Source organism: Streptomyces pseudoechinosporeus, from assembly GCF_054783935.1.
Map to the genome: position 1 here is coordinate 376,567 of NZ_BAAGPS010000012.1, position 18,772 is coordinate 395,338.

Consider the following 18,772-nt stretch of genomic DNA (forward strand, 5'->3'; position numbering starts at 1 on the left):
CTTCCGAAGACCCCACAGAGCAAGGTTGGTGACGTAGTGTCAGAACCCGATTTCCTGCGGACGATCCGTCCCCTGCTGGCGGACTGGCTCGGCCCCGACACGGACCGGGTCGGTCCCCACGACAACCTCATCGAGCAGGGCCTGGACTCCATCCGCCTGATGGCCGTGTCCGCGGCGCTGCGCCGTGACGGCATACGTCTGACCTTCGCTGATCTCGCCCGCACGCCAACCCTGCACGCCTGGGCCGCTCTGGCGGCCGAGCGATGTCCTGAGGCCGCCCCGCCCGTCACCGGCTCCCCCGGAGAACCCGGCGAGACCGGCGACGAGGCCTCCCCTTTCGACCTCGCCCTGATGCAGCACGCCTACTGGATCGGCCGCGGCAAGGAACACGAACTCGGCGGTGTGGCCGCGCACTTCTACAACGAGTTCGACGGCGAGGACGTCGACCCGCAGCGCCTGGAGCGTGCCGTACGCACCCTGCTCGCCCGGCACGCGCAGCTGCGCGCCGTGTTCGGCGACGACGGCCGCCAGCACACTCCTGCCACCTCCGCCTGGCCGGGACTGCGCGTGCACGATCTGCGCGCCCTGCCCGAGGACGAGGCGGAGCACCGTCTGGAGGAGCTGCGGGACGAGCTGTCGCACCGCATGCTGCGGGTGGGTGCGGGCGAGGTCTTCGACGTACAGCTGTCGCTGCTGCCGGGCGGCCGTACCCGTACGCACCTCAACCTCGACATGCTGGCCGCCGACGCGCTCAGTCTGCGCGTCCTCCTCGCCGACCTGGCGGCTCTCTACCGAGGTGCGGAGCAACTGCCTTCCATCGGCTACAGCTACCGCCGCTATCTCGCCGACCGTGCCGCCTCGGCCGAGCGGGAGCGCGACCGCGCGAGGGACGCGGCCTGGTGGGCTGGGCGGCTGCCGGAATTGCCCGGCGCACCCGCGCTGCCCGTGGCCCAGGGAGCGGTACGGCCGCGGGTGACGCGACGTCACCACTGGCTGCCGCCCGAGGCGCGCGACGCCCTGTTCGCCCGCGCGCACCGGCATGGCGTCACCCCGGCGATGGCCCTGGCGACCGCGTACTGCGAGGTGCTCGCCGCCTGGAGTGCCGAGCATCGTTTTCTGCTGAACGTGCCGCTGTTCGACCGGGAGCCGCTGCATCCCGATGTGCCCCTGCTTGTGGGTGACTTCACCGGGTCCGTGCTGCTCACCGCCGACATGTCCGGCGCGGATGCCTTCCAGGAGCGGGCGCAGGCCGTGCAGGAGCGCTTTCTCGAAGACGCCGCGCATGCCTCGTACTCCGGTGTCGAGGTGCTGCGCGATCTCAACCGTGCCCAGCGGGGCGGCGGGCGGGTGCTCGCGCCGGTGGTGTTCACCAGCGCGCTCAATCTGGGCGAGCTGTTCTCCGAGGACGTACGCACCTGCTTCGGGCAGCCCGTGTGGATCATTTCGCAGGGGCCGCAGGTGTGGCTGGACGCCCAGGTCACCGAGCTCGACGGCGGGCTGCTGGTCAACTGGGACGCGCTGGAGCAGGCGTTCCCCGACGGGATGCTGGACGCCATGTTCGCCGCGTACCGCACGCTGGTGGACCAACTCGCCGGATCCGACGCCCCTTGGCGTGCACCTGTACCGGACCTGCTGCCCGAGGCGCAGCGGGAGGCACGTGCGCGTGCCAACTCCACCGACGGGCCGCCCAGTGGGCTGCTGCTGCACGAGGACTTCCTGCGCCGCGCGGAGCGCGCACCGGACCGGCCCGCCCTGCTGTGGGGCACCGACGACGAGACGGGCGGAGTCCTCACGTACGGCGAACTCGCCGACCGGGCGCGGCGGATAGCCGCCGCGCTCGCCGCGCACGCCGTCGGTCCCGGTGACCGGGTCGCCGTCTGTCTGCCCAAGGGGCCCGACCAGATCGCGGCCGTGCTCGGCATCCTGACCGCGGGTGCGGCCTATGTGCCCGTCGGGCGTGATCATCCGCCGGCCCGCCGCGATCGCATCCTGGCCCGTGCGGGCGCGCGGGCGACCTTCGTCACCGAGGTGCCGGGCGTGCCGCTGCCCGAGGGCGTGGTGGCGTTGACCGTGCCGGACGCGGTGGCGCACGCACCGGTCAAGGAGCCGGTGGCGGTGCCGGACGGGGATCCGGCGTACATCCTGTTCACCTCCGGCTCCACCGGTGAGCCCAAGGGTGTCGTCGTGCCGCACCGCGCGGCACGGAACACGGTCGACGACCTGGACGAGCGGTTCGGCGTGGGCGGCGAGGACCGGACGCTGGCGTTGTCCGCCCTCGACTTCGACCTGTCGGTGTACGACCTGTTCGGGCCGCTCACGGTGGGCGGCGCGGTGGTGCTCGTCCGGGAGGAGGACCGGCGGGACGCGGCGGGCTGGCACACGTTGATGGCCCGGCACGGTGTCACCGTCCTCAACTGTGTGCCCTCTGTGCTGGACATGCTGCTGAGCACCGCCGGGGACGGTCCCGCCGGGCTGCGGCTGGTGCTGCTCGGCGGCGACTGGGTGGGCGTCGACCTGCCCGGACGGCTGACGGAACGCTCGCCCGACTGCCGGTTCGTGGCCCTCGGCGGCACCACGGAGACCGCGATCCATTCCACGGTGTGCGAGGTCGGCGGGCCGGTGCCGGAGGACTGGGCGGCGATTCCGTACGGCACTCCGCTGCGCAATGTGCGGTGCCGGGTCGTCGATCCTCGCGGCCGGGACTGCCCGGACTGGGTGCCGGGCGAGCTGTGGATCGGCGGGGCCGGGGTCGCCGACGGCTACCTCGGCGATCCGGAACGCACCGCCGACCGGTTCGTGCGGCACGACGGCGTGCGCTGGTACCGCACGGGCGACCTCGCACGCTACCGGCCGGGCGGCACCGTCGAGTTCCTCGGCCGCGCCGACTCCCAGGTCAAGCTGCGCGGACACCGGGTCGAGCTGGGCGAGGTGGAGGCGGCCCTGGAGCGGGCGCCGGGGGTCGGGCGCGCGGTCGCGGCGGTCACCGGGGGCGCGGACGGCGCGTCCCGCTCGCTCGTCGCGGCGTACACGCCCACGCCTCATCCTGGAGCGGACCGGAACGACGGGGTCAGTCCGCGGGTCATGGCCGCACGGCCCGATCCGCTGGAGACCGAGGTCGTCGCGTACGTCCTCGGCCGCATCCTGGACGGCGGGCAGCGCCCGGCCGAGGACATGCGCGGACTCGTGCACCTGTGGCGGGACTGGTTGCACCGCCAGGCAATGCCGGTCGCCGGCGAGCGTCTGGCTCGGCGCGTCGCCGGAACCCGTCTCGAACCCGTACACGCCCGCCTCACCGAGCGACTGCCGGAACTGCGTGCCATGGTCACGGGCGAACGCGATCCCCTGGAGCTTCTCGACGATCCCGTCCTCGCTCCCGAGGCGGCGCTCGACGCGCTGCCCGCCAGCGGGGCTGCCGCCGCGGACTGCGCCGACGCGTTGCGCGCGCTCGCCGCGGAGTCGGGCGGCCGCATGCTGCGGGTCGCGGTCGTCGGTGCGCGGGGTGGACTCGGCGTACTGCGTGTGGCGGAGCAACTGCCGCCGGATTCCGTGCAGTTGACGCTTCTCGATGCCTCCGCCGGGCTTCTGGGCCGGGCTCGCGAGCGGTGTGCCGCGTTGCCGCACGACGTGCGGTATCAGGCGCTGCCGGACGGTGTGCTGCTCGACGGGCTGCCGGGCACGTTCGACGCCGTGCTCGCCCTCGGTGCGCTGCACGCCTTCGACGACCCGGCGGCAGGGGTTGCTCAGGCCGCGGCTCTGCTGGCCCCCGGTGGCGTACTGCTCGCGCTGGAGCAGGGCAGTCTGCCGCCGCTCGGGCTGATCTGCGCCGCACTGCCCACCCGCGGGTTCGCGAACGCGGATCCGTCGCGTCGCGCGGCTGGCAGCCCCCTGCTGCCGCCCTCCGCGTGGGAGCAGGTGCTGCGCGCCCACGGTTTCACCCGCGTCGAGACGGCGGTGCGCGGTCAGGAACCCGCGCTGCTCATCCGCGCGGTGCGCGACCCGGAGGCCCTGCCGTACGACACGGACACCGTCCGCGCGTCCGCCACCGGCCAGTTGCCCTCGTACATGGTCCCCGACCGGCTGGTCCTGCTGCCGGTCATGCCGCTCACCGCGAACGGCAAGATCGACCGGCGCGCGGTACGCGAACTCCTCGACCGGCACAGCTCATCCGCGCAGGAGCGGTCGGGCCACGGCACGCCGCCCCGTCCCGGTGCCGAGGAGCTGGTCGCCGAGGTGTGGGGGGAACTGCTCGGGGCCCGCGCGGTCCACCGGGAGGACGACTTCTTCGCGCTCGGCGGCGACAGCCTGCTGGCCACCCGGATGCTGCACCGGCTCGGCGAGCGCGGGGTGCGCGGGGCCCGGATCGCCGGGCTGTTCACCGCTCCCGTACTCAAGGACTACGCCGCCACGCTCAGCCTCGACGCCGAGCAACTCGCCTCGCCTGAACTGGTGTTGGCCCCGGAGCACGCGCACGAGCCGTTCCCGGTGACCGATGTGCAGCGGGCCTACTGGCTGGGCCGGGCGGAGGACATGCGGCTCGGCGGGGTCGGGGCGCACTACTACTCCGAGTTCGACGGCGTCTCGGTCGACCTGCCTCGTCTGGAAGGAGCCTGGCGCCGGCTGATCGAGCGGCATCCGATGCTGCGGGCCGTCTTCGACGATGACGGACGACAGCAAGTCCTCGCCGACGTACCGGAGTTCGCCATTCCGGTCGCGAAGGGCGAGGAACACCTCGCGGCGCTGCGCGAGGAGATGTCTCATCAGGTCCTCGATCCGTCCCGCTGGCCGCTGTTCGACGTGCGCGCCGTGCGATACGGCGACGGGCGGACGCGGATCGGAGTCAGCCTCGACAATCTCGTCCTCGACGGTCTGAGCATGATGACCGTCTTCACCGAGCTGGGTGCACTGTACGCCGATCCGGACGCCCAACTCCCGCCTGTGGAGCTGACGTTCCGGGACTACCTCACCTCGGTACGACCAGCGCCCGAGACGGTGGCGGCCGACGAGACGTACTGGCGCGACCGCCTGCCGGAACTGCCCCCGGCTCCCCGGCTGCCGCTCCTGCGCGACCCCGCCACGCTGGGACACCCCCGCTTCGTGCGCACGTCCGGGGAGCTCGCCGCCGACCGGTGGCGGCGGCTCAAGGAGCGTGCACGTGAACACGGCGTCACCCCGTCCACGCTGCTGCTGGCCGCGTACGGGGAGGTGCTCGGCACGTGGAGCGAGAGTCCCGAACTGACCGTGAACCTCACCCTGTTCGACCGTCAGGAGATCCATCCGGACATCAACCGGGTCCTGGGCGACTTCACCTCCCTGCTGCTCGCCGCGCATCGTCCGCGGCCCGGGGAGGACTGGCTGACCCGGGTGCGCGGACTGCAGGAGCAACTGTGGCGCGATCTCGATCACCGTTCGGTCTCGGCGGTGTGGGTGATGCGCGAACTGGCCCGGGCCCGCGGGGAGCGGGATGCGGCTGTGCCGGTGGTGTTCACCAGCGCGCTCGGCGTCGACGACGGCGTGTCGATGGACGCGCCCGACGGGTTCCCGCCGCGGGTGTGGGGTGTCAGCCAGACCCCGCAGGTGTGGCTGGACCTCCAGGTCTACGAGGGCCGGGACGGGGCGTTGCGCCACCAGTGGGACGCGGTGCGGGAGCTGTTCCCCGACGGCCTGGTGGAGACGATGTCCGCCGCCTTCGATCGGCTGCTGCACCAACTGTGCGACGGCGACTGGAAGTTGCCCCGGCCCGCGCTGCTGCCCGAGGGACAGCGCGCGGTGCGTGAGCGGGTCAACGCGACGGGACGGCCGGGGGGTGAACTCGCCCTGCACACACCGTTCTTCGAGCGGGCCGCCGCCGATCCCGCTTCCCCGGCCCTGCTGTGGGGCGAGGACGGAGGCATGTCCCGGGGCGAGCTGCGCGAGCGTGCACTGCGTATCGCCGCCGCGCTGCGGACGCGCGGAGTCGTGCCCGGCGACACGGTCGCCGTCTCACTGCCCAAGGGGCCGGAGCAGATCGCCGCCGTGCTCGGGGTGGCCGCCACCGGGGCCGCGTACGTGCCCGTCGGCGCCGACCAGCCGCCCGTGCGGCGCGAGAGGATGCTCCGGGCCTCGCGGGCCCGCTGCGTGCTCGACGCGGAGTTCCTCGCCGGACCGCTGCCCGCCCCGCTGGAGGCGCCCGTGGCCGCCGATCCGGACTCCTGCGCGTATGTGATCTTCACGTCGGGTTCGACCGGTGAGCCCAAGGGTGTCGAGCTGACCCACCGGGCGGCGGCCAACACCGTCGAGGACATCAACGAGCGGCACGGGATCGGCCCCGACGACCGGGTGCTGGCGGTCTCCGCGCTCGACTTCGACCTGTCCGTGTACGACATCTTCGGGCTGCTCGGCGCGGGCGGCGCCCTCGTGCTGGTGCATGAGGACGAGCGCCGGGACGCCCAGCGGTGGCGCGACCTGGCCGCATGGCACGGCGTCACCGTCTGGAACTCCGTGCCGATGCTGCTGGACATGCTGGTCACCGCCTCCGCGGGGCAGGTGCCGCCGAGTCTCCGGCTCGCCCTGGTCTCCGGCGACTGGGTGCCACTCGACCTGCCCGCGCGCCTGGCCGAGGCGTCACAAGGTGGTTGCCGGCTGATCGCCATGGGCGGCGCCACCGAGGCGGCGATCTGGTCCAACGCGTACGACACGACGGGTGGCGCACCGGAGGGCTGGCCCTCGGTGCCGTACGGGACACCGCTGCGCGGCCAGCGGTTCCGGGTCGTGGGTCCGCTCGGCGCGGACTGTCCCGACTGGGTGGCCGGCGAGCTGTGGATCGGCGGAGCCGGAGTCGCCACCGGCTACCGGGGCGACCCGGAGCGCACGGCCGACCGGTTCGTGACGGCCGGTGGCGAGCGCTGGTACCGCACCGGCGACCTGGGCCGCTACCGCCCCGACGGGCTGCTGGAGTTCCTGGGGCGGCGCGACCACCAGCTGAAGATCCGCGGGCATCGCACCGAGTTGGGCGAAGTCGACGCGGCGCTGCTCGCGCAGCCGGGGATCTCCCGGGCGGTCACCGTCGCGACCGGACCGCGCGAGCAGCAACGGCTGACCGCGTTCGTGGTTCCCGAGGCCTCGCTGGATCCGGCCGAGGTGGAGCGACGGCTCGTGGACCATCTGCCCGCGCACGCCGTGCCCTCCGCGCTCGTCCCGCTGCCCGGCGGGCTGCCGCTGACCGCCAACGGCAAGGTGGACCGGGCCGCGCTCGCGCAGCGGGCGGCGGATCTCGGCGCACCGTCCGGTGGTGCTCAGGAGCCGAAGGGCCCGGTGGAAGAGCTGGTCGCAGCCGCCTGGCGGGATCTGCTGAGGTCGGAACAAATCGGCAGGGACGACGACTTCTTCGCCCTCGGCGGGGACAGCCTGCTCGCCACGCGGGTGGTGGCGCGGCTGCGCGAGGCGGGGGTGCGCGGTGCGCGTATCGCCGGACTGTTCACCCGTCCCGTCCTGAAGGACTACGCCGCCACGCTCGCCCTGGACTCCGAGCGACCCACCGCACCTGTGCTGGTCGCGGACCCGGAGCACGCGCATGAGCCGTTCCCGGCGACCGATGTGCAGCGGGCGTACTGGATCGGGCGGACCACCCAGCTCGATCTGGGCGGAGTCGGCTCGCACTACTACAGCGAGACGGACGAGGAGTACGCCGACGCCGGGGCGCTGGAGCGGGCCTGGCGGCGGCTGATCGAGCGGCATCCGATGCTGCGGGCCGTCTTCGATGAGGACGGACGACAGCAAGTCCTCGCCGACGTACCTGAGTTCACCATCCCGGTCGCGGAAGGCGAGGAACACCTGGCGGTCCTGCGTGAGGAGATGTCCCACCAGGTCCTCGATCCCTCCCGCTGGCCGCTGTTCGACGTACGCGCCGTGCACTACACGACATCGGACGGCGAGCGCCGTACCCGGATCGGGGTCAGCCTCGACAACCTGATCCTCGACGGCCTCAGCATGATGATCGTCTTCACCGAGCTGCGGCAGCTGCGGGACGCTCCGGACGTCGAACTCCCGCCCGTGGAGCCGACGTTCCGCGACTATCTCGCCTCGGTCCGGCCCGCACCCGAGACGGTGGCCGACGACCAGAAGTACTGGCGCGAGCGGCTGCCCGGGCTGCCCCCGGCACCTCGACTGCCGATTCTGCGCGAGCCGTCGACGGTCGAGCGCCCGCGCTTCGCCCGCCACGCCACCCATCTGCCGCAGGACACCTGGGAACGGCTGCGGGAACGGGCCCGGGTCTACGGCATCACCCCGTCCGTGCTGCTGCTCGGTGTCTACGCCGAGGCACTGGGCGAGCAAGCGGCCAGCCCAGAACTCACCGTCAATCTCACCCTGTTCGACCGCCAGGAGATCCATCCGCACATCAACCGGATCGCCGGCGACTTCACCTCGCTACTGCTCGCCGCCCATCATCCGCGGTCGGGCGAGTCCTGGCTCGCGCGGCTGCGCGGCTTGCAGGCACGGCTGTGGACCGACCTGGACCATCGTGGCGTGTCGGCGGTCCGGGTGATGCGGGAGCTCGCCGAGCAGCGCGGTCCCGAGCAGGCGGCCATGCCGGTGGTGTTCACCAGCGCGCTCGGCATCGACGACGACCGGGGCCGGCTGCTGACCCCGCCGTACTGGTCCGTGTCCCAGACACCGCAGGTCTGGCTGGACCACCAGGTGTTGGAGGACGCCGAAGGGCTCCGGCTCACCTGGGACGCGGTGACCGGGCTGCTACCCGATGAGTTGCCCGAAGCCCTGAGGGATCGCCAACTCGCCCTGCTGGACGAGCTGTCCACGGCTGACGACTGGGACGCGATGATCCTCGCCACGGGCTTGAAGGCCTCAGAGGACGGAGACCGGTCCGTGGTGACCACGGCCACCGCAACGACCGACGTGGGTGGCCCGCCGCGCGGCGCCACCGAGGAAATCGTCGCCGCTCTCTGGTCCGAGCTGCTGCCCGACGCGCCGCCCGCAGGCCGTGAGCAGGGCTTCTTCGCGGCAGGCGGCGACAGTCTCCTGGCCACGCGTCTCATCGCGCGGCTGCGGGAGCGCACCGGCGTCGAGGTCCCGCTGCGGGCTTTCTTCGCGTCCCCGACCGTGGCCGCGGTTGCCGCAGCCGTCGACGACATCAACGACCACACCATCAACCGCAGCACCGATGAGAACTGGGAAGAGGGGGAACTGTGAGCGCCGCCGAGCTGGTGTCCGAACTGGCAGCCGCTGGAGTCGAGTTGTGGGAGGAGGACGGCCGTATCCGCTTCCGGGCGCCGCAGGGCGCCCTCACCGAGGACCTGCGTGAGCGGCTGGGGGCCGACCGGGACGCCGTACTCGCGTATCTGCGCGACCCGTTCGCCGAGCCCCTCGTGCCCGACCCGGACGGGCGGCACCTGCCGTTCCCGCTGACCGAAGTGCAGTCCTCGTATCTGCTGGGCCGCACGGACGCCTTCTCCTACGGCGGGATCGGCTGCCACGCCTACCTGGAGTACGAACTGCCGGGCACCGTCGCTCCCGAGCGGGCCGCGGAGGCCTGGCGGGCACTCGTCGAGCGGCATGAGGCGCTGCGCACGGTGTACCACCCGGACGGGCAGCAGGTACTCAAGGACCTGCCGCCGTACGAGATTCCCGTGGCCGTAGAGGTGGCCGAGGCCGAGCAGGCGGAGCGGATCCGCGGCGAGCTGGCGCAGCGTACGTACGACCCGGCCGTGTGGCCACTGTTCGACGTACGGCTCACGCGCTCCCCCGAGCGGCTGCTCGTGCACCTCTCCGTGGACCTGCTCGTCACCGACTTCTCCGGCGTGCAGCAACTGCTGGGCGAGCTGGAGCAGTTGTGTGTCGAGCCGGACCGGCCGCTCGCACCTGTGCCCGTCTCCTTCCGCGATCACGTGCTCGCCGAGCGGCGGTTGCGCGACAGCGCCCGCTGGGCCCGCGACCGTGCCTACTGGCTGGACCGTCTCGACACGCTGCCGCCCGCGCCCGAACTCCCCGTCCTGGCCGAGGATTCGGGGCAGGATGTGCGGTTCCGGCGGCTGGCCGACCGGCTGACGGCGGACGAGTCGGCGGCCCTGCGACAGCGAGCAGCCGCACGCGATCTGACCGTGTCCACGGTGCTGCTCGGCGCCTACGCCGAGGTGATCGGCCGGTGGAGCTCCAAGCCGCGCTTCACGCTCAACCTGCCCGTATTCGCCAAACGCCCGGTGCATCCCGACATCGGCCGGGTGGTCGGCGACTTCACGTCCGTGACCCTCCTGGCGGTCGAACCCGACGCGCGGGAGGCCTTCACGGAGCGTGCCCGCGCGCTCGGCGGCCGGCTCTTCGAGGACCTCGACCACGGGCTCTACTCGGGCGTCGAGGTGCTCCGCGAGGCAGCCCGCCGCTCGCGGCCCGCGCTGATGCCGGTGGTGTTCACCAGCACGCTTCAGGGCACGGAGGCACCCCGGACCGGCGCGGGGCGGGTCGTGTACGGCGTGACGCAGACACCGCAGGTGTGGATCGACTGTCAGGTGATGGAGTCCGGTGGCGAGGTGCTGCTGGGATGGGACGTTCGAGAGGGCGTTCTGCCGGAGGGGCTGGCGGACGACGCGTTCGCCGCGTTCGCCGCTCTGGTACGGGAGTTGGCCGTCTCCGACGCTCCGTGGGACAGCGCCGATCCGGTGCGGCTGCCCGAGGCGCAGGCCACGCGGCACGAGGAAGTCAACGCCACCGAGCGGCCGTTGCCCGAAGGGCTGCTGCACGACCGGGTGTTCGCCGCTGCCGCCGCACACGCCGACCGGACGGCCGTCATCGCGCCCGATCGCACGCTCACGTACGCCGAACTCGTCGGGTATGCCCATGCGGTGGCCGTGGAGCTGCGGAAGGCGGGGGTCGCGCCGGGCGACCGGGTCGCGATCGTGATGGACAAGGGCTGGGAACAAGTCCCGGCTGTGCTCGGCGTGTTGCACGCGGGCTGCGTGTACGTGCCGGTCGACACCGTCCACCCGCCGGCGCGCCGGGCGAAGGTCCTGGCCTCCAGCGGGGCGACCGCCGTCCTCACGCAGGCGCGTCTCGACGACTCGTACTCGTACGAGCTGCCGTCGGTCGCCGTCGACACACTGGAGCCGTCGGACGCGGTCGAGCCCCGTCGCGTCGACCCCGGTGAGGCGGCGTACATCATCTACACCTCCGGGTCGACCGGTGAGCCCAAGGGTGTCGAGGTCTCCCACCGGGCCGCGCTCAACACGGTGGCCGACATCGACGACCGCTTCGGCGTGGGCCCGGACGACCGCGTCCTCGGACTCGCCCAGCTCGGCTTCGACCTGTCCGTCTACGACCTGTTCGGCCCACTGGCCCATGGCGGCGCGCTGGTGCTGCCGGACGCGGAGCGCCGCGGCGATCCCTCGCACTGGGCGCGGCTGGCGGCCCGCCACCGGGTGACGCTGTGGAACTCGGTGCCGGCGCAGTTGCAGATGCTGTACGACTACCTGGCCTCCGGCGCCGGTGCGGTGGACGTGGCGGGGCTGGCGGGACTGCGGCTCGGGCTGCTGTCCGGCGACTGGATCCCCGTACGGCTGCCGGACCGGGTACGGGCGCTGCTGCCGGGACTGCGGCTGATCAGTCTCGGTGGTGCCACGGAGGCGGCGGTCTGGTCCATCCACCACCCCATCGAGGAGCCCGTAGCCCCGGACCGGCCGAGCATCCTGTACGGCAGGCCGCTCGCCAACCAGACCTTCCACGTCCTGGACGACACGCTGCGGCCCCGCCCGGACTGGGTGCCGGGCGAGCTGTGCATCGGCGGCAGCGGTCTGGCGCTCGGCTACCACGGCGATCCGGAGACCACGGCCCGGCGTTTCGTCACCCACCCCGTCACCGAGGAGCGGCTGTATCGCACCGGCGACCTGGGACGGTGGCTGCCGAGCGGGGACATCGAGTTCCTGGGGCGCGAGGACGGGCAGGTCAAGATACGCGGGCATCGCATCGAACTCGCGGAGATCGAGGCCGTGTTGGCGGACCACCAGGCGGTGGGCGCGGCTGCCGTCCTCGCCGTCGGCGACGATCCGCTGCAGCGTCGGCTGGTCGCGTTCGCGGAATCTGCGCGGGTCGCGGACGCCCGCGCCGGCGAGTCGGACGACGCCCTGGTGCGGCGGGCCCGGGAGACGGCCGACGCGATCGAGGTCAGTGAGCCGGAGCGGATCGCCGAGTTCGCCCGGCTCCTGGACGAGGCGTCGTTGGCGTCGATGCTCGATGCGCTGCGCGCCCGCGGCCTGTTCGCCCGGCCCGATGCCGCCCACACGGCGGACGAGGTGACGGCCGCGGCAGCCGTACCGCGCCACCACCGCGTGATCCGGCGCTGGCTGTCCGTGCTGCACGACGAAGGCCTCCTGGACCGCGATCTGGTCACCGGCCGCTATCGGCTCGCCGGCGAGTCTCCGTCGGCGGCGTCGGCGTGGGACCGGGTCGCCGCCGTATGGAGCGACGCGCTCGGCCCGACCGAGCTGCTGGCCTATCTGCGGGCCCACGCCGACCAGTTGGGCGAGCTGATGGACGACCGGGTCGCCGCCGTCGACCTGCTCTTCCCCGCGGCCCGCATGGAGACCGCCGACGCGGCCTACCGCGAGAACGTCATGTCCGCCTACCTCAACCGTGTACTCGCCGAGGCCCTGCGCACGACGGCCGAGGCACAGGCTCCCGGCCGGCCGCTGCGCGTGCTGGAGGTGGGCGCCGGGACCGGGGCGAGCACGGCGGGCGCGCTGGCCGCGCTCGAAGGCCTCCCCGTGGACTGGCTGTTCACCGATGTCAGCCCCTTCTTCCTGGACAAGGCGCGGGAGCGGTTCGGGCCCGATCCGAGGCTGCGTTTCGGGCTGTACGACGTGGACGGCGACCCGATCGAGCAGGGGCTGACCCTCAACTCCTTCGACGTGGTGGTGTGCGCGGGCGTCCTGAACAACGCCCGGGACGCCGCGGCCTCACTCACCGCCCTGCGTTCGCTGCTCGCCCCCGGCGGTCTGCTGCTGGTCACCGAACCGACCCGGGAGCACTACGAGATCCTGATCTCGCAGGCGTTCATGATGACCGAGGCGCAGGACCTGCGGCGCACGGACACCAGGGACTCCACCTTCGTCACGCGTGAACAGTGGCTGCGGCTCTTCGCGGAGGCGGGCGGGCGCAACGAGCTGTGCCTTCCGCAGCAGGGGCATCCGCTGGAGCCGTTGGGCCAGCACGTCTTCGCCGTACGTTTCAAGACCGACCGCTCTCCCGTCGATCCGGCCGATGTCGGCGATCACCTCGCGGCCCGGCTGCCGGTCTACATGCTGCCCGCCGCGCTGCACGTCGTCGACGAACTGCCGCTGACGTCCAACGGCAAGGTGGATCGCAAGGCCCTGGCCGCCTGGGCGACCGCCGTAGAGGACGAAGGGCAGGAGACAGCCCGTGCGGATCAAGTGGCCGAACCCGCCGACGAGTTGGAGCAGCGGCTCGCCGAGGTGGTCGCCCGGGCACTCGGAGCGGCGGCTGTTCCCAGGGAGCGCAGCCTGTTCGACCTGGGTGCGGACTCGCTGATCCTCGCGCAGGTGGCGGCGCGGTTGATCGAGGAGGTTCCGGAGGCGGCGGACCAGCAGTTCGACACGCTGCTGCGGGAGTTGCTGAACCGGCCGACGGTGGCCGACCTGGCACGCCATCTGCGCGGTACGGAGGAGGCCGGTGACTCCGCGACCGGGGCGGCGAGCGCACTGCTGACTCTCGGTGACGCGCCGGACGGCGGAGTGCTGCAGGTGCTGGTGCACGAGGGCATCGGCACCATGGCTCCGTACCGCGAACTCGCCACGCAGCTCTCCGCGTACGGGCCCCTCGTCGGGCTGGCCGTCGGCGACGTCGAGGCGTGCGCGGACATTCCGGCGGAGCGGTTCGTGGAGCTGCTGGCGGCCGAGCACGTACGGCGACTGGCGGCGACCGGAGCCGACCGGTTCCGGCTCACGGGGTACTGCCTGGGTGGGCAGCTCGCCACCGAGGTGGCCCGGCAGCTCACCGAGGGCGGTGCGCACGTCGAGCAGCTGACGGTGGTCAGCAGCAGCCCGCCGGCGTTCGCGTGCGAGGACGAGCTGCTGATCGAGCATGCCTTCGCCCGGGTGCTCGGCGCGGACCCCGCGGCGGCCGGATACCCGGACGACGAGGAGGAGTTGGGGGCCGCGCTGCGGGCCGTACTCGACGCCACGCCGGGCCTGGTCCCGGCCGGTGCCTTCGCCGCCCTGTGCGGTGAGGCGCGCCTGGAGGCGGTGGCCCGACGGATGCGGTCGCTTGCCGAACTCCCGCAGCGGGAACGGCTGGCGGCGATCGCCCGCACCCTCGGTTCAGAGGGCGAGGCGGCCCATGTGCCGGGCCTGTACCAGGTGTTCCGGCACGCGTTCGCCGCCGCCTCCCTGCACACGACCCAGCCGTACGCGGGGGACATCACGCTCGTACAGCCGCGGGGGCGGCTGCGGTTCCTGGCCGGGTTCGGGCAGGAGGCGGACGAGCTGTGGCGCGAGGTGTGCCTCGGCGACCTGACGGTGGTCGACGTCGACGGCGACCACTTCAGCTGCCTGCGCGCGCCGCACGTGCAGCAGGTGGCTGCCGCCGCGACCGGAGGCACGCCGTGACCCGCGGGCGTACGGCCCCGGTCGCGGTGGGCGTGGTCGGCGCGGGCGGGGAGGTGGGCCGGGCCGTGCTCGACGAGTTGCTGCGACTCGGGGTCGGCCCGCTGCGGGCGGCGGTCCGCCACCCGCCCGACCGGCCCTTGCCGGCGGCTGTACGGCTGTGGCCCGACCCGGTCGACGTGACCGACGCGCGCGCCCTGGCCGCCTTCTGCGCCGAGTGCCGTGTCGTCGTCAACACCACCGGGCCCGTCCGGGCCGTCGGCCACCGGGTGGCAGCCGCCGCCCTCGCGGCGGGCGCGGACTGCATCGACGTCAACGACACGACCGAGCTGCCCGAACCGCCGCCGTACGCCCGGCTGTTGCGGTGGCGGACGATGGTGATCGGGGCGGGGCTGATGCCAGGGCTTGCGGGGCTGCTGCCGGGATTGCTGGTGCGGGCACGGAGCGCCGCGGATTCCGTGACCGGCGGCGGGCGTCCCGCGCCTGGCGTCTCCGAGGGCCGCAGCGAAGTTGTTCGCGGGGCGCTGACCGTACGTGTCGGCGGTCTCCCCCACTTCCCGCCCGCCGCCGCCCGAGACTTCATGGACCGGCTTGCGCGGCCGGGCGGTGAGGTGACGGCCGTCTGGCGTGGTGGGCGCCGGGTGCCGGGGGCGCTGGCGGTGGAGCGTGGCGTCAGGCTTCCGTACTTTCCCGGAACCGTGACGGCGATTCCGTATCTGACCGAGGAGGCCGTGGCCGTCGCCCGACGGTACGAGCTCGTGGAAGTGCGCTGGTACACGGTGTTCGGCGGTGAGCGCACCCGCGCGGTTCTCGACCGGTACCGGGCGGGGATCGCGCCGGGCCGGGCCGTGGCGGACGCGGCGGCCGAGTTGTCGCGGGCCACGCTCACCGACCTCGCCGGGCGCGCGGCACACCAGATCATGACGTGCGAGCTGGACGGGCACAGCCTCGTGCTCACCGGCACCGACTCCTCGGCCCTGACCGGAACCGCCGCCGCCCACGCGGCGCTCGCCGTGCTGAACCGTGAACTCCCGCCCGGTCAGCTCCACTTCGCCGAACTCCCCGACCCCGGCCGCCTGGCCGACCGTATCGCCGAAGCCCCGGCCGTGGGCGAACTGCGTCTGCTGGACGGTCCATTGGCCGATCTCCCCGTGGAAGAAGGAATCCTGTGACCCGAGTCGTCGTCTGCGGTACCGGTTTCGGCCGCGTGTACCTCAGTGCCTTCCGGGAGCGCTCATCTCTGGATCCGGGCACCGGACCCGAGACGCCGCTCCGGCTGACCGGAGTCCTCGGCCGGGGCAGCCCGCGTTCCAAGGCGTGTGCCGAGCGCTACGGCGTCCCGCTGCTCACCGATCCCGACGACGTGCCCGAACTCGCCGATCTGGCCTGCGTGGTGGTGCCCAACGGCGTCGGCGGCGGGGACGGCGCCGCCCTCGCCCGGCGCCTGATGGAACACGGAGTGCATGTGCTGCACGAGCATCCGATCCACCAGGTGGAGCTGGCCGCCTGCCTGCGCACCGCACGCCGGCACGGCGTCCAGTACCGGCTCAACACCTTCTATCCTCAACTGACCCCGGTGCGCCGTTTCCTCGCCGCGGCCCGTCACCTGGCCGAGCAGCAGGAACTGCTGTACGCGGAGGGCGCGTGCGCCATCCATGTCTCGTACGACCTCATCGACATCCTCGGCCAGGCGCTCGGCGGGCTGCGCCCCTGGCAGCTGGCCGACCCCGCGCCCGGCGGCGGACCGTTCCGCACGCTGGAGGGGCGCCTCGCCGGAGTCCCCGTGACCCTGCGCGTCCTGAACCAGCTCGACCCGGAGGACCCGGACAACCACACACACCTGCTGCACCGTGCGGCGCTCGGCTTCACCGGCGGCACACTGATCCTGGCCGGCACACACGGCCCGGTGCTGTGGAGCCCAGCACTGCCCGCACCCCGCGGCGACGACGGCGAACTGGACTTCGACGCCGAGGCCCACCGCCTGGTGCACCTGCCGAGCGTCCAGCCGGTAGGGCCTGCCGAAGCCCCGACCCACCGGGAGGTGTACTCCGAGGTGTGGCCGGACGGCGTACGGCGCGCGCTGTGGGCGATGGTGAACGCGGCCGAGACGGGCGAGGACCCGATGCGCGCGGGCCAGTACCACCTCACGCTCAGCCAGATCTGGCAGGACCTGACGACCCGGCTCGGCTACCCGGAGCTCGTACGCCGTCCCGCGCCCCACCCGGTCACCGCGCCCGACCTCGTCGCCGCCGTGCGGCAGCAGGAGGGCCTGTGACCAGCGCGGTGGCGTCCTTCAACCCGCTCGACCTGAGCCATACCGACGACCCGTATCCGCGGCTGGCCGCGCTGCGCCGCGACCGGCCGGTGTCCACTCCGCTGCCCGGCTGGCACGTGGTCGTCCGCGACACCGACGTACGGACGGTGCTGGCGGATCCGGTGGCGTGGTCGAGCCGCCGCAACAACACCTCCGTACCCGAATCTCCGGAGGCGGAGCGGGAGTTGGCCCTGTCCCAGCTCGACCCGCCTGCCCACACACGGCTGCGCCGCCTCCTCTCCCCCGCCTTCGCGCGGACCGTGGTGGCTGCACTCGAGCCCGTCGTACGGGAGCGGGCCGAGGCGCTGGCAGAGCACGTGCGGAAGGGCGAGGAGACAGATCTCGTCGCCGCGTTCACCGCGCCGCTGCCGCGCACCGTCCTGGCGGCCTTCTGCGGGGTGGCCGACGCCGACGCGGCGGAGTACGACCGGTGGGCCGCCGGGTTCACGGATCTGCTGGGGCATCGGGCCCGTCCCGAATGGCCCGCCTTCGAACGATGGGCGCTACGGGCCGCCGAGGGCCCCGCCCTGGGAGGCGTGCTGGGACGCCTGGACCCCGCCGAGGCCGTGACCTTCCTGCACTTCCTGATCGTGGCCGGGGTGCCCAACCTCCGCCATGCGCTGGGGAATCTGGTGCTGCGGCTGCTGCGCGAGGACCACTGGCGGACCGAGGGCCTGCCGGAGGCGGTCGAGGAGTCGCTGCGCCTCGACCCGCCCGCGCTGTGGCAGATGCGCACCGCCACCCGCGACGACACCCTCGCAGACACCCCGGTCCGGGCCGGGGAACGAGTGATCGCCGTCGTCGCCTCCGCCAACCGTGACCCGGCGCGCTGGGGCGAGGACGCCGACACCTTCCGGCCCGGCAGGCCGGGCCTGCGCGCCCATCTGGCCTTCGGCAAGGGCCCGCACGCCTGCCTCGGCGCCTCGCTCACCCGGCTTCAACTGCGCGTCGCCGCCGAGGTGTTGATCGAGCGGCGGCCGGGGCTGCGGCTCGCCCCCGGCTTCCGTTTCCGCCGAGCCGGCGACTTCATGAGCCGCGGTCCTGCCGCGCTTCCCGTCCAAGTGGAGTGATCCCCCTGTGACCAGTACCGCTTCTCTCTGGCTGCGTCGCCCGCTGCCCCGCCCGGCGGCACGGTTGTCGCTGGTGTGCTTTCCGCACGCAGGCGGCAGCGCCGCGTTCTACAGCGCGTGGGCCCGGTTGCTGCCGCCCCACGTGGAACTCGTCGCCGTGCAGTACCCGGGCCGACAAGACCGGCTCGCCGAGCCCGCCGCCGAGGACATGGACGAGCTCGCGGGGGCGGTCGCCGAGGCGCTGCGAGCCGACCGTACGGACCGTGAGCTGGTGCTGTTCGGGCACAGCATGGGCGCTTCGGTCGCCTGGGAAGTCGCGCTCCGGCTGGAGGCCGGCCCCGGCCGTGCACCCCGGCACCTCTTCGTCTCCGGGCGCCCGGGGCCGCGCCGCCAGCGCCCCGGCGAGGTCCACCTGCGCGACGACGACGGACTCGCGGCCGAGCTGCGCCGCCTCGGCGGCACCCACGCCGACCTTCTCGACGACCCCGAGATACGCGCGCTGCTGCTGCCCGCGGTACGGGCCGACTACCGGCTCATCGAGACCTACCGCCCGGACACCGCGGCCCGGGTGCGCTGCCCGCTGAGCGCCCTGACCGGCGACCGTGACGAGGAGGCCTCGGAGGTGGACGCGGCGGTGTGGAGTGCGGCCACCGAGGCCGGTTTCAGCAGCCGGGTGCTGCCCGGCGGCCACTTCTACCTCGTCGCGCAGGCGCAGCAGGTCGTCACCGCCGTCCTCGAAACCTGCGGTCCCACACAGTCCGTGGCTCACCACCCCGTCCTCCCCTGAA

General features: G+C 73.2%; 6 protein-coding genes. All 6 read left to right on the top strand.

The annotated features are described in order from the left end of the window. The first annotated feature begins 36 nt into the window (after positions 1-36). From ACYVO6_RS19385 to ACYVO6_RS19410, 6 genes are read left to right on the top strand one after another with little or no spacing between them, the layout of a single operon-like run. Positions 37-9,183 carry a non-ribosomal peptide synthetase gene (locus ACYVO6_RS19385; RefSeq protein ID WP_461062643.1) on the top strand — a complete coding sequence of 3,049 codons (9,147 nt, stop codon included), beginning with the start codon at positions 37-39 and terminating at the stop codon, positions 9,181-9,183. Further along, positions 9,180-14,603, top strand: a complete 5,424-nt coding sequence (locus tag ACYVO6_RS19390) for a non-ribosomal peptide synthetase (protein ID WP_461062644.1) — start codon at positions 9,180-9,182, stop codon at positions 14,601-14,603. Before ACYVO6_RS19385 ends, ACYVO6_RS19390 begins: the two co-directional genes overlap by 4 nt. After that, positions 14,600-15,772: a saccharopine dehydrogenase NADP-binding domain-containing protein gene (locus tag ACYVO6_RS19395; RefSeq protein WP_461062646.1), complete on the top strand. Its 1,173-nt coding sequence runs from the start codon at positions 14,600-14,602 to the stop codon at positions 15,770-15,772. Before ACYVO6_RS19390 ends, ACYVO6_RS19395 begins: the two co-directional genes overlap by 4 nt. Further along, the gene (locus ACYVO6_RS19400; protein WP_461062648.1) at positions 15,769-16,875 is read left to right on the top strand and encodes a Gfo/Idh/MocA family oxidoreductase; all 1,107 of its coding nucleotides are present in this window, start codon (positions 15,769-15,771) and stop codon (positions 16,873-16,875) included. Before ACYVO6_RS19395 ends, ACYVO6_RS19400 begins: the two co-directional genes overlap by 4 nt. Next, entirely contained in the window at positions 16,872-17,984 is a 1,113-nt protein-coding gene (locus ACYVO6_RS19405; protein ID WP_461062650.1) for a cytochrome P450, read from the top strand. Before ACYVO6_RS19400 ends, ACYVO6_RS19405 begins: the two co-directional genes overlap by 4 nt. A 7-nt stretch (positions 17,985-17,991) precedes the next feature. Beyond that, the gene (locus tag ACYVO6_RS19410) at positions 17,992-18,771 is read left to right on the top strand and encodes a thioesterase II family protein (RefSeq protein ID WP_461062652.1); all 780 of its coding nucleotides are present in this window, start codon (positions 17,992-17,994) and stop codon (positions 18,769-18,771) included. Position 18,772: the final 1 nt, after the last annotated feature.